This window comes from Limnobacter sp. CACIAM 66H1 (assembly GCF_001601825.1).
Taxonomy (GTDB): Bacteria; Pseudomonadota; Gammaproteobacteria; order Burkholderiales; family Burkholderiaceae_B; genus Limnobacter.
Genome location: NZ_LUJK01000026.1, coordinates 1 through 13,536, shown reverse-complemented (window position 1 = coordinate 13,536; position 13,536 = coordinate 1). Strand labels below are relative to the sequence as shown.

Genomic DNA, 13,536 nt, shown 5'->3' with positions numbered 1-13,536 from the left:
TGTTGAATTCGTACTCTCCCCCTTGTGGTTGTCCCCTCCAATGAGGGTTAGCTGGCCCCGCCGAATTCTCTACCCTGAAGCTCTACCTTGCTCAGGGTTTATCCATGAAATTACTTCGAAATTGGATTTTCAGTTTGCACGCAGGCGCCGCCCATGCATTGTCGATCTCCTTCAGTGGGGCGAGATGGCGTTGGGTTTACGGTGAAATTGAACGTCAGAGCCGACTGTCGTTCAAGTCGATTCGTGCATCGGGTGGGGGCAATTTCGAGGTTGCTCCTCAGGGGGATGCCTTGTTGGATGCGCAATCACTTGGAAAAGCGATGGTCGATGCAATCGGGGCTCTCCCTGCCGCCTTCGTCAAGCCCCAGTTCGTGGTGGTCTCCGTGCCTTCCAAACATGCTTACCTGGGCGAGATTGGGGTTGCCAAGGATGAGCGCGAGAATTTGATTCGTTTCCAGATTCAGGAGTTGATGGAGGCCGCTGCAGGGGAATCGGAGCGAGAAGCGGCTTTCGATTGGCAGGTGAAGGCAGAGCTGTCCGACGGCAGTGTGAGTCTGGCTGTTGCGGGCATCGATCAAAAACAGGTCGATGAAATCCTCCGTGCATGCCAGTCCAGTGGCGTGACCTGTCTGGGTATTACGCTGGACACAGTGGCTGCCATGAACGGCTATTGGCAGATGGCCCCTGCTGCGTGGAAGTCGGCAGATGTTCGATTTCTCTTACACGGTGAATTGTCTCGCCACCATGTGCGATTGGCCGTTTTTTCACAGGGTGTGTTGTTCAATGAAAGCTGGGAGCACAGCGAAGATGGTTTCTCGGTGGTGCAGGCCGTGTCTGCGCTGGAGCGCCTGGTGTCAACCTGGACAAGGGATGGGGCTCCAGAGGAGGTGGCCTCGGTTCGCCTGATTCTTGGGGGCGAACTGATGTACGCCAAAGGGTGTGAGTCTACAGTCAAGCGCAGTCAGACCCTGTCGCCCCGTTTAATTGACATTTCTCCCCGAAAAGAGCTGCAGGGCCGTTGGCATGACGATGTGGTGCCATTTGGCGCCTTGGAGGCCATGCCATGCGAGTGATTTTATTCAACCTTTACCCCTACCGGGCCCTGCGGGAGACGCGCAGGAGACGTCGCTTGATTGCAGAGTTGACAGTAGGTGTCGTGATTGGTTTGGCGGCTTGTTATGCGATTGGAAGCGAATTCGCCGAGCGAGCGGCAAGACAGGAAGTTTTTCTTGGACATTTGAGCGCCATGGAGTCAGAAATGGCTACGCGTGTGGCGGAGGTTCAAGCCATGAAGGACAAGGTTGTGGTGCTGAATCGTCAGGTAAGCGCTCTAGAGGCGGTGGAAAAAGAATCCATTCTGGCAAGCCGCTGGGTTTCATACCTGGATGGCACGGTGCCTTCCAATGTGTCGATGACACGTTTGTTTGTCAGCAAAGACGTGTTGATCATCAATGGGTTCACTGATGCGGTGTCTAGCTTGGCGCAGTGGGTCGATCAAATGGAGGCTGGCAATAGTTTGTTCGAGTCGGTCGATCTCGTCTCTGTGACTGAGCCGAAGAAGACGGTGAAGGGGGTGATCGACAACCGTCACCTGTTTGAGATCAAAGCGATTTTAAGGGGTGCTCAGCATGCGTCTGGATGAGATGAGTTTTCGGGACTTGGTCGATGAGTTGCCTTTGCTTCCTTTCTCCAAAAGGCTGTTGTTGATTGCTGTGCTCTGGCTGGTGTTTCTGGTGCTGGGTTATGTGCTGTTCTGGAAAGACAGTTTGACCATCAGCACGCAACTTGAAACCAATATTCAGGAGTCGTTGGGGCGACTGGATGCGCAATCTCAGCTCCTGCTGGATCGGCCTGTCATTGAGGCTGAGCTGGCCGAGCTTGAGGCGCAGCTGCCTTTGTTGAAGATGGCCCTGCCGTCCGAGCGAGAACTGGCCTCACTGCTGGCGCGGATTAATGACGTCATTCTGGATCATGAGTTGAAGCTGTCTGAATTTACGCCCAAAGAGCCACTGAACCGTGAGGTGATGCGAGTAGTGCCCGTGACTGTCAGTGTGCGCGGTGATGGCGATGCAATATCACGTCTGCCCAATCACATCGCTGCGCTGAGCCGCCAGGTCAGTTTGAAGGAGTTTGACATGGCTTATCTGCCCGATGAAGGGGGCTGGCAAATGACCGGCGAGCTCAATGCCTTTGCACAATTGCCTACGAATACACCGCCAGTTGAGGAGGTCAAGAATCCATGATGGACTTTCTGTTTGGAATACTTCTGGTTCCCTTTTTCCCACAGTTGGACGATCCCCAAGAGAATTACGCAGCAACCATGGACAGGTTGGAGCAACGCCTGAATGCGGGTCAGAGGCAAGTTGGCAGTGTAGCTGAGCCCAAGGATTCAGGTGATGTTCAGCTTGACAGTGCCTTGAGTGTTCGCGCCATGGATTTGCCGCCGATTACTGGTCGTTTGTTTCAGTGGTCGGGCACCCAGTCGGGTCATGAGGCCAATCGACAGGCGGCCGTCAATTTGTCGCTGCAATCGTTACGTCTGACGGGTTTGATTGAATCGGCTGGTCAACAGGTCGCCATTTTGAATGACGGTCAGGTAGACCATGTTGTCGGGGTTGGCAGCTACGTATTGGACACATACAGAGTGACCTCGTTTGGACCCGGTCAAGTTGTACTGTCGCCGCTAGACCCCAGGGCTGGAGGCAAGCGCCTTGAGCTGAGCTTCATGCCCGTGAATTCACTCGAGGTTAGCCAATGAACACTCAACCAATTGTTACCGGGTTACTGCGAACGCGGTTTAAAGCAGTGGCGCTGATTGCGTGTTTGCTGATACATGTGCAAGTTCACGCCTTGGCTGTGGTGGATGCCAAGTTGGAAGAGAGGGCTGACCGGACTCGAATTCTCCTGTTCTTCGATCAGGCTTTGGATGGCAAATTGGGCCTGTTTCGGATGACGAACCCTGCAAGACAGGTACTTGATTTTCCGGTGGAGTTGGGCAACAGCACATTGCCCGTGATTTTCCCCACCGACAGCAGAATCAAAAAGGCTCAGCTGATCGCTGCGGGAGGCAAGACCCGCTTGGTGTTGGAGTTGGCGCAAAATTACGAAGTACGGTTAAATCAGCAAGATCGCCTTATTGATTTGACATTCTCCGGGCCAAAACCCTTTCAGCCCGATGGTGGGCAGGCTGCTGTGTTGTCTGAGCACAGTGAGCTCAAAGACACTGTTGCACAGTTGATGGGCAAGCCTGCCCTGATTGCAGAAGGGCCGGTCATGAAAACCTGGAATCTGAGCAAGACGGGCGGAAAATGGGTGCTTCGGCTGGAGTTTGATCGGCCCGATCTGATCGCGGATGCGGTGCTGATGAACGACCAGTTGAAAGTCAGGTTTGCACATGCACGCATGGCGGACGGGGTTCCATTAAAGCTACCAATCACTGCGGACGTTCCAGTTGCCCAAGTTGAGTTGAAGCCGGGCGATTTGGCACTCACCGTTCAAATGAAGTTGAATGGTGCTACCCACTTGGTACGCCAACGTGGAGAGGTGGTGGAGGTAGAGCTCAACCCGACGAGAAAGGCCACTGAGCAAACAAAGGCGATTGAACTGAAGCCTGCAACTTCTGAGCAAAGTGTGGTGGCCCGATACACCGGCCGACCGATTACTTTGGATTTCAAAGATGCAGACATACGAACTGTGATGCAGGTGTTTGCAGACTTCACAAAAATGAACCTAGTGTTAAGCGACTCGGTTCAGGGCAAGGTGTCGGTGTTTCTTAAAGATGTGCCATGGGACCAGGCGCTGGATATTGTGATGCGCTCCAAAGGGTTGGTGTCAAGTCAGTCGGGCAATGTGCTGTTGGTTTCCACGCCCACCGATGTCACCAACGACCAGTTTCAAACCGCCAATCGGCGTGCTCAGGACGAAATGGAACCTTTGGTGTCCAAGGTGTTTCAGGTGAGCTATCAAAAAACATCCGACCTGGTGACGTTGATCAAATCAGAGGATTCCAAACTCTTGTCAGCGCGAGGCACCCTGATTTCAGATGAGCGCACCAGCCAGATCTTCATTCAAGACACACCCAGCAGGCTTGAGCGAATCAGCATGATTGTCAATGGCCTGGACAAGCCTGTGAAGCAGGTCATGATCGAGGCACGTGTTGTACTGGCGGATACCACTGTATCCAAGGATTTGGGGGTCAGGCTAAGGGCTTTGTCAGCACGGGCAGATCCGGGTTTTGATGATGTCGGCGATCAGTTTGGCAGCGGCAATTTTGTGAACACCGGCGTTGAAAATGCGACCAATCTTGGCTACACGCTGTTCAATGCGAATTCAACGCGATTGATTAATTTGCAACTTCGGGCCCTTGAAATTGAAAACAAGGTGCGCACCGTGTCCAATCCACGCGTGATTACATCCAACAAGGAACCCGCCCTGATTGAGCAAGGTACGGAGATTCCCTATCAAATCGCCACCAGCAGTGGGGCGACAGCCACCGAATTCAAAGAGGCCAATCTGAAGCTTGCTGTCACACCTCAAATTTCGCCGGACGGCACAATTTTACTGGATGTAGATGTAGCGAAGGACTCGATCGGAATCGAAACGTCCAACGGGCCCGCTATTGATACCCGACGAGTAAAAACCAAAGTTTTGGTGAGTGATGGGGGCACTGTGGTGTTGGGCGGTATTTTTGAAGAGGACGACAATGTGTTGAATGACAAAACACCATTTTTAGGGGATGTGCCGGGATTGGGCGTGTTGTTCCGCGGCAAAAATGAGTCCAAGCGCAGGGCCGAATTGTTAATCTTTTTGACGCCGGTTGTGCTCACAAGCCAATAGCACAAGCTTTACCGTACAATGATTTGATTGTTCACAAAGATTTAACGAAGTGTCTAATCAATGCATTGTGCTGGTGGGCATGATGGGTGCCGGCAAAAGCACAGTCGGCAAGGCCTTGGCCAAGCATCTGTCCTGGGAATTCACTGACACCGATCACCTGATCGAGCATCAAACAGGTGTCAGCATTCCCGTTATCTTCGAGATTGAAGGTGAGGCCGGTTTTCGTCGACGTGAATCGACTGCGCTGGCCAGCTTTGTTGGCCGGGAACGGCAGGTCATAGCCACCGGCGGGGGTATAGTGCTGGCGCCGGAGAATCGTGAAATCCTCAGACGAATAGGTGCCGTGGTGTACCTGAGTGCTTCAGCAGCTGAGCTTTATCAGCGAACCCGTCTGGACAAAAATCGTCCTTTGCTGCAAGGCCCCAACCCTCGAAAAAAAATTGAAGAATTGTTGGCACAACGACTTCCGCTTTACAAAGAGTGCGCCGATGTTGTGATTGAAACCGGGCGGCAACCGGTTTACCAAATTGTGAACAAAATCGGCCATGCTTTAAAATTGGGTCAGAAGGCACCCGACACTGAACAGAAGGCCACCGGAACAGAATGAGTCAATACACCCTTGAAGTTGATTTGGGCGAACGCAGTTACCCGATTCACATCGGCGCGGGTTTGCTAGACAATGCCGACCTTTTCCAGCCGCACGTGAGCGGTAAAACCGTGATGATTTGCACCAACACCACGGTGGGGCCATTGTATGCAGATCGTTTGAGAGCCACTTTGCAAAGCGCTGGAGCGAAACTGGTGCACTTGGTCAGCTTGCCTGACGGCGAGGAATACAAAGACTGGCCCACGCTGCAGCGCGTGTTTGATGCCTTGCTTCAAAACCATTGTGACCGAAAAACCGTGTTGGTGGCCTTGGGCGGTGGCGTGATTGGGGACATGGGTGGTTTTGCGGCGTCGGCTTTCATGCGCGGAATTCCGTTCATTCAGGTGCCCACCACTTTGTTGAGCCAGGTAGACAGCTCGGTGGGTGGAAAAACGGGCATCAATCACCCTTTGGGCAAAAACATGATTGGGGCGTTTTACCAGCCTCAGATGGTGTTGACCGATATTTCTACCCTGAATACCTTGCCGGATCGAGAGTTGAGCTGCGGCTTGGCTGAAATCATCAAGCATGGTGCGATCGCAGACACCGAGTACCTCGACATGGTCGAGGGCAACATGCCTGCTTTGTTGAACCGAGATCCGGGATTGCTGGCGCTTGTGGTGAAGCGTTCTTGCGAGATCAAGGCCGATGTGGTGTCGAAAGATGAACGTGAAGGCGGTATACGCGCCATTCTGAATTTCGGCCACACCTTTGGGCATGCGATTGAAGCCGGTATGGGTTATGGTCAGTGGTACCACGGCGAAGCTGTGGGTTGTGGCATGGTGATTGCGGCCGATTTGTGTCGCCGAATGGGGCGTTTAAGTGCAGAGGAATCTGCGCGGCTGAAAAAGATTGTGATTGATGCCCGTTTGCCGGCCATTCCGCCACGCTTGGGTGTCGACAAGTTCATGGCGCTGATGGCGCATGACAAAAAAGCAGACTCTGGCTCGATTAAATATGTGCTCTTGAATGGTCTGGGTGGGGCCTCGACCTCGCCCGCCGATGAGGCCCTAGTGCGGCAAACCTTACAGGAAATGGGGGCAGGGGACTGACCGTGCGCAACTTCGAACTCAGTTTGGCCCCTTATGCAGTCAGCTCCGCGAATACACGCGGACGATTGCACCCTGAAAAAAGCCCGGAAGGCCGAACCGAGTTTGAGCGTGACCGCGACCGCATTATTCACAGTGCGGCGTTTCGTCGCCTTGAGTACAAAACCCAGGTTTTTGTAAACACCGAAGGTGATTTGTACCGTACACGCCTCACGCACAGCCTTGAAGTGGCGCAAATTGCGCGTAGCATTTCCCGCAATTTGGGCTTGAATGAGGAGTTGACTGAGGCTGTGGCGCTCGCCCACGACTTGGGGCACACGCCTTTTGGCCATGCTGGGCAAGACGCGCTGAATGAATGCATGGCACCACATGGCGGCTTTGAGCACAATTTACAAAGCCTGCGGGTGGTTGATGAGCTGGAGGAAAAGTACGCGGCGTTCAATGGCTTGAACTTGTGTTTCGAAACACGCGAAAGTATTTTGAAACACTGTTCGAAGCCCAATGCAGAGAAGCTGGGTGATGTGGCGGACCGGTTCTTGAGCAATCGCCGCCCGGTACTCGAGGCGCAAGTGACCAATCTGGCCGATGAAATTGCCTACAACAATCACGACATTGATGATGGTTTGCGTTCAGGCCTGATTACTCTGGAACAAGCGGCTGAGGTGTCACTGTTCAAAATGCATCTGGACCGTGTCAAGGCCCGACATCCGAACATCGAAGGGCGCAGGCTGATTCATGAAACAGTTCGGGGCATTATCAATGCTTTGGTTCAAGACCTTTTGCATGAATCGGAACGCCGAATTCAAACCATGAAACCCACCTGTGTGGCTGATGTGCAGCTGGCCGACAAGTTGATTGGCTTTAGTCCGGAAATGGCTGAGTTGAATCACGAGTTGAAGGTGTTTTTGCGCAAGTCCCTGTATCAGCATTATCAGGTGTTGCGGGCCACACTCAAAGCAAGACGGGTCGTAGAAGAGTTGTTCCACATTTTCATGGGGGATCCGCGTTTGTTGCCCCCCCAGTTTTATCGTCGTTCGGAAGCCGACATTCCCCGAGCTATCGCAGACTACATTGCGGGCATGACGGATCGCTATGCCATGAAAGAGCACCAGCGCCTCACCGTGCCCGGCGTTCAATAATTCTTCCTCATGGCCCGGCAGCCCCGTCTTTTCATTCCTGATTGCCCCATGGTTCTGGAGTTGCAGGGCATTGCCGGTCAAGAGGTATTTAAAACGCGTGAGGCGTTTTCCTTGTTTCACAGTCAACTGCCATTGAGTGCAGTCGAGGAAACCGTGGCTATTCACGCTTACTGCATGGTGCCCGCTGGTTCCTTACTGATGATTAGTGCTTCAGAAGCCAGCTGCGCCGGTCGTTTTGTACAAAACCTGAACCGGCATTTTTCGCCCGCCGTGCGTCAGGTGCAAGCAGTGCATTCCAGTGCACTGTGGGAACCTCGGTTTAAATCCACCGTGGTTCAACCCGGTTTGCACAGCCTCAAGGCCTGCCTGTTTGTTGAGCAGTTGGCAGCGCGCGCCGCGGGTGCACCGGATCTTGCCACTTACCCCTGGAGCAGTTTTGCTGCACATGCTGGTGTGGTCAATGAGGCTTGGTTGAGTGATCTGCCTGTGTATTGGCAGTTGGGTAATACGCCGTTTGAGCGTCAAAGCCGCTACAGGCAGTTCAGTGAACAGGGCCTGGGTGAGCACGACAGCCATGGTTTGTCACAGTGCTTGCAAAAAGGATGGCTTTGGAGTGATGATGCTTTTTGCGCGCAAATTCAAGAGCTTGCGAACCGGCCGGTTCGCCCTCGACCGCGTGGGCGACCCGTCAAAACAATCAAAAGCACAATTTAAGTGCGTTCTTTTTTTGGTGTGTCCCTAATTAATAAGCCCTGATTTTGATGGGGTGTATTAAATAGGGTCAGACCCCTTTTATTTTCCTTGAGAATGTTGCCGCACTGCAGTAAAGTGACCCACGTACCGAAATCAGGGGCTTTTCCATGCAACAAGACATCCGAAAGATTGCCGAAGAAAAAGGCATGTACTCCGCCAGCAATGAACACGACGCCTGTGGCGTTGGCTTTGTGGCGCACATTAAAGGCAAGCGCACTCACGAAATTATCGAAGGTGGCTTGAAGATTCTGGAAAACCTGGACCACCGCGGTGCTGTGGGCGCCGACCCTTTGATGGGCGACGGTGCCGGTATCCTGATCCAGATTCCCGATGCCTTCTTCCGTGAAGAAATGGCCAAGCAGGGCGTGACTTTGCCACCCGCGGGCGAATACGGTGTGGGCATGTTGTTTTTGCCCAAAGAGACTGCTTCACGCATTGCCTGTGAACAGGAAATTGAACGTGCCATCAAAGCCGAGGGTCAAGTGCTGCTGGGCTGGCGTGATGTGCCAGTGAATGCTGACATGCCGATGAGCCCCACTGTGCGCGCCAAAGAGCCCGTGATTCGCCAGGTGTTTGTGGGCCGTGGACGCGACATCATGGTGACCGATGCGCTGGAACGCAAACTGTACGTAATTCGCAAACGTGCTGTACACGCCATCAAGAACCTGAATCTGGCACACGGCACCGAGTACTTCAGCCCTTCGATGAGCGCCCGTACCATTGTGTACAAGGGCTTGTTGTTGGCCAACCAGGTGGGCGAGTATTACCTTGATCTAAAGGACCCACGCTGCGTTTCTGCCCTCGCACTGGTTCACCAGCGCTTCTCCACCAACACATTCCCCGAGTGGCCTTTGGCTCACCCGTACCGCATGTTGGCGCACAACGGTGAAATCAACACCGTGAAAGGCAACTTCAACTGGATGCGTGCACGTGAAGGTGTGATGAAGAGCGCCGTGTTGGGTGACGATCTGCAAAAGCTGTACCCCTTGATTTTTGAAGGTCAATCCGACACAGCCTGTTTCGACAACTGTCTGGAACTGCTGGTGATGGCAGGCTATCCAATTGCCCAGGCCATGATGATGATGGTGCCCGAGGCTTGGGAGCAGCACACCTTGATGGACGACAATCGTCGCGCCTTCTACGAATACCATGCCGCCATGATGGAACCTTGGGACGGCCCTGCCGCCATGGCCTTCACCGATGGCAAGCAGATTGGTGCCACGCTGGACCGCAACGGCTTGCGCCCAGCACGTTACATCGTGACCGAAGATGACCTGGTTGTGATGGCTTCGGAATCGGGCACATTGCCAATTCCAGAAAGCAAGATTGTCAAGAAGTGGCGCCTGCAGCCCGGCAAAATGTTCCTGATCGACATGGAAGCTGGCCGCATCATCAACGACGACGAGTTGAAGAACCAGCTCAGCGCTGCCAAGCCCTACAAGCAGTGGATCGACACCATCCGCGTCAAGCTGGATGAAGTGGAAGGTCAGCCTGAGCCAATCGAGCCGAACGAAACTTTGCTGGATCGCCAGCAGGCTTTTGGCTATACCCAGGAAGACTTGAAATTCCTGATGGCCCCCATGCTGCAAAACGGCGAAGAGGCCACCGGCTCCATGGGCAATGACAGCCCATTGGCAGTCATGTCCAACAAGCTCAAACCCCTGTACAACTACTTCAAGCAGTTGTTCGCGCAGGTGACCAACCCACCGATCGACCCGATCCGTGAGAACCTGGTGATGAGTTTGAACAGCTTTATCGGCCCCAAGCCAAACCTGCTGGATTTGAACAACATCAATCCGCCGATGCGCCTTGAAGTGTCGCAGCCCGTGCTGACCTCCAAAGACATGGCGAAGATTCGCAACATTGAAGCCTTCACCGGCGGCAAATTCACCAGTCACGAACTGAACATTTGTTACCCAGTGGCCTGGGGCAAGGAAGGCATTGAGGCGCGAATCGCTTCCCTGTGTGCCGAAGCCCGCGATGCCGTGAAACAGGGTGTGAACATCCTGATCATCACCGACCGCATGATGAGCCGCGACAATGTGGCCATTCCGGCGTTGTTGGCTGTGTCCGCCATTCACCAGCATCTGGTGAAAGTGGGTCTGCGCACCTCCACAGGTTTGGTGGTTGAAACCGGCTCTGCCCGTGAAGTGCACCACTTCGCCTTGTTGGCGGGTTACGGTGCCGAAGCTGTACACCCATACCTGGCCATGGAAACCATTGCTGACATGAGCAAAGGCCTGCCGGGCGACCTGAGCCCCGAAAAGGCCGTGTACAACTACATCAAGGCAGTGGGCAAGGGCCTGATGAAAGTGATGTCCAAGATGGGCATTTCAACCTACATGAGCTACACCGGCGCGCAAATTTTCGAAGCCGTGGGTTTGAACCAGGCTTTCGTGGATGCCTATTTCTCTGGCACACCCACCAAGGTGGAAGGCATCGGCGTGTTTGAGGTGGCTGAGGAAGCCATTCGTATTCACCAGGCTGCATTCAGCCCTGACCCTGTGCTGGCTGGCGCCCTGGATGCCGGTGGTGAATACGCCTGGCGTACCCGTGGTGAAGAGCACATGTGGACCCCCGATGCAATTGCAAAACTGCAGCACTCCACACGCAGCGGCACCTATAACACCTACAAGGAATATGCGCAGATCATCAACGACCAAAGCAAGCGTCACATGACTTTGCGCGGTTTGTTTGAGTTCAAGATCGACCCAAGCAAGGCCATTCCGATCGAGGAAGTAGAGCCTGCCGAAGAGATCGTCAAGCGCTTCGCAACCGGTGCGATGTCGCTGGGCTCGATTTCGACTGAGGCGCACTCCACCTTGGCTGTGGCCATGAACCGCATTGGCGGCAAGAGCAACACTGGTGAAGGCGGCGAAGACGAAAAGCGTTACAGCGCCGAGCTGCGCGCTGGCTTGGACAAGTTTGGTCCTGGCACAGGCCCGATTGGCGAAGGTGCCACGCTGAAAAGCGAATTGGGCGATGTGGTGGTTGCAGACTTCCCCTTGAAGAAAGGTGATTCACTGCGCTCACGCATCAAGCAGGTGGCTTCTGGCCGTTTTGGTGTTACCGCTGAATACCTCACATCTGCCGATCAAATCCAGATCAAGATGGCCCAAGGTGCCAAGCCTGGTGAAGGTGGTCAGTTGCCCGGTGGCAAGGTGTCCGAGTACATCGGCAAGCTGCGTTATTCCGTGCCTGGTGTGGGCTTGATTTCCCCACCCCCGCACCACGACATTTACTCCATTGAAGATTTGGCCCAACTGATTCACGACCTGAAAAACGTGAACCCACAGGCGTCTGTGTCGGTGAAGCTCGTGTCTGAAGTTGGTGTGGGTACGATTGCAGCGGGTGTGTCGAAAGCCAAAGCAGATCACCTGGTGATCGCGGGTCAAGACGGCGGTACTGGTGCATCTCCCGTCTCATCCATCAAGCACGCCGGTACCAATTGGGAACTGGGCTTGGCTGAAACACAGCAAACACTGGTGCTGAACGGCCTGCGTGGTCGCATTCGCGTACAGGTTGATGGCCAAATGAAAACCGGCCGCGACGTGGTGATCGGTGCCATGTTGGGCGCTGATGAATTTGGCTTTGCCACCGCACCGCTGGTGGTTGAAGGTTGCATCATGATGCGCAAGTGCCACTTGAACACCTGCCCCGTGGGCGTGGCAACACAGAACCCCGAACTTCGCAAGAAGTTCACCGGCAAGCCAGAGCATGTGGTGAACTACTTCTTCTTCGTGGCCAATGAAGTGCGCGAAATCATGGCCCAGTTGGGCATTCGCAAGTTTGACGACCTGATTGGTCGTGCGAATCTGCTTGACATGAAGAAAGGCATTTCTCACTGGAAGGCCAAGGGTCTGGACTTCAGCCGTTTGCTGTGGGTGCCCGAAGGCACCGACGAGCCTTTGCTGCACAACGGCAGTCAGGACCACGGCTTGGACAAAGCGCTGGACCAGAAACTGATCCAGTTGGCCAAGCCTGCGCTGGAAAAAGGCGAGCGCGTCTCTTTCATCACGCCGATCAAAAACGTGAACCGCACAGCCGGCGCCATGTTGTCGGGCGAAGTGGCCAAGAAGTACGGCCACGCTGGTTTGCCAGATGACACCATTCACATTCAGTTCACAGGTACTGCGGGTCAATCCTTCGGCGCCTTCCTGGCTCACGGCGTAACTGCTGATTTGGTGGGTGAAGGCAACGACTACGTGGGCAAGGGCTTGAGTGGTGGTCGCATCATCGTGCGCCCCACCAATGATTTCCGCGGTTTGTCAGAAGAAAACATGATTGTGGGCAACACCGTGTTGTACGGTGCAATTGCCGGTGAGGCATTCCTGAGCGGCGTGGCTGGCGAGCGATTTGCCGTGCGCAACTCGGGTGCAGCGGCGGTGATTGAGGGCACTGGCGACCATGGTTGTGAATACATGACTGGCGGAACCGTTGTGGTGCTGGGTGAAACTGGTCGCAACTTCGCTGCTGGCATGAGTGGTGGCTTGGCCTATGTGTACGACATCGACGGCTTGTTCGCCAAGCGTTGCAACATGGCGCAGGTAGAACTGGAAGAAGTGGTGCCTGCCACCGAGCAGGAAGCACTGGGCAACCGTGAAGTTTGGCACAGCCCTGCACGTGGTGCAGACCGTCAGCCTGATGAAGTGATTTTGAAAGGTTTGATCGAACGTCACGCCCGTTACACCGGCAGTGAACGCGCCAAGGAAATTCTGGAAAACTGGAGCACTGAACGCAAGAAGTTCATCAAAGTGTTCCCGACAGAATACCGTCGCGCCTTGAAAGAACTGTACGTGGCAGCGCAGGCCAAACCTGCTGTGGCCGCTTGAGAACCAACCTGTTAGTGAGGATTTGAAAAATGGGAAAGGTCACAGGTTTTATGGAGTTTGAGCGTTTGAAGGAAGCCAGTGAGGCTCCGGAAAAGCGCGTCAAGCACTACAAAGAATTTGTAATTACACTGAACGACGACGAAGCCAAAATTCAGGGTGCACGTTGTATGGACTGCGGTATTCCGTTTTGTAACAACGGTTGTCCGGTCAATAACATCATCCCCGACTTCAACGACCTGGTGTACAAGCAAGACTGGAAGGCTGCGTTGCAAACACTGCAC

Annotated in this window: 10 protein-coding genes and 1 pseudogene; all 11 read left to right on the top strand. The window is 54.1% G+C overall.

Features of this window, described 5'->3' with window-relative positions; all coding sequences use genetic code 11:
* Positions 1 to 104: 104 nt before the first annotated feature.
* Positions 105 to 1,073 carry a hypothetical protein gene (locus tag A0129_RS09015; protein ID WP_291714351.1) on the top strand — a complete coding sequence of 323 codons (969 nt, stop codon included), beginning with the start codon at positions 105 to 107 and terminating at the stop codon, positions 1,071 to 1,073.
* Positions 1,064 to 1,642: a PilN domain-containing protein gene (locus tag A0129_RS09010; RefSeq protein WP_291714350.1), complete on the top strand. Its 579-nt coding sequence runs from the start codon at positions 1,064 to 1,066 to the stop codon at positions 1,640 to 1,642. Before A0129_RS09015 ends, A0129_RS09010 begins: the two co-directional genes overlap by 10 nt.
* Entirely contained in the window at positions 1,629 to 2,243 is a 615-nt protein-coding gene (locus A0129_RS09005; protein WP_291714348.1) for a type 4a pilus biogenesis protein PilO, read from the top strand. The genes A0129_RS09010 and A0129_RS09005 overlap by 14 nt, the downstream gene beginning before the upstream one ends.
* On the top strand, positions 2,240 to 2,758 hold the full coding sequence (locus A0129_RS09000) for a hypothetical protein (protein ID WP_291714346.1): 519 nt from the start codon (positions 2,240 to 2,242) through the stop codon (positions 2,756 to 2,758). Before A0129_RS09005 ends, A0129_RS09000 begins: the two co-directional genes overlap by 4 nt.
* The gene (locus A0129_RS08995) at positions 2,755 to 4,836 is read left to right on the top strand and encodes a type IV pilus secretin PilQ (protein WP_291714344.1); all 2,082 of its coding nucleotides are present in this window, start codon (positions 2,755 to 2,757) and stop codon (positions 4,834 to 4,836) included. The genes A0129_RS09000 and A0129_RS08995 overlap by 4 nt, the downstream gene beginning before the upstream one ends.
* A gap of 79 nt (positions 4,837 to 4,915) precedes the next feature.
* Positions 4,916 to 5,443: a shikimate kinase gene (locus tag A0129_RS08990; RefSeq protein ID WP_291714398.1), complete on the top strand. Its 528-nt coding sequence runs from the start codon at positions 4,916 to 4,918 to the stop codon at positions 5,441 to 5,443.
* The gene (gene aroB, locus A0129_RS08985; RefSeq protein WP_291714342.1) at positions 5,440 to 6,534 is read left to right on the top strand and encodes a 3-dehydroquinate synthase; all 1,095 of its coding nucleotides are present in this window, start codon (positions 5,440 to 5,442) and stop codon (positions 6,532 to 6,534) included. Before A0129_RS08990 ends, aroB begins: the two co-directional genes overlap by 4 nt.
* Before the next feature lie 2 nt (positions 6,535 to 6,536).
* Entirely contained in the window at positions 6,537 to 7,670 is a 1,134-nt protein-coding gene (locus A0129_RS08980) for a deoxyguanosinetriphosphate triphosphohydrolase (RefSeq protein WP_291714341.1), read from the top strand.
* Positions 7,671 to 7,679: 9 nt separating this feature from the next.
* Entirely contained in the window at positions 7,680 to 8,384 is a 705-nt protein-coding gene (locus tag A0129_RS08975; RefSeq protein WP_291714339.1) for a hypothetical protein, read from the top strand.
* A 146-nt stretch (positions 8,385 to 8,530) separates the two neighbouring features.
* Entirely contained in the window at positions 8,531 to 13,255 is a 4,725-nt protein-coding gene (locus A0129_RS08970) for a glutamate synthase-related protein (RefSeq protein ID WP_291714337.1), read from the top strand.
* A 29-nt stretch (positions 13,256 to 13,284) separates the two neighbouring features.
* A pseudogene (gltD, locus tag A0129_RS08965) lies at positions 13,285 to 13,536 on the top strand (glutamate synthase); the annotation flags it as partial.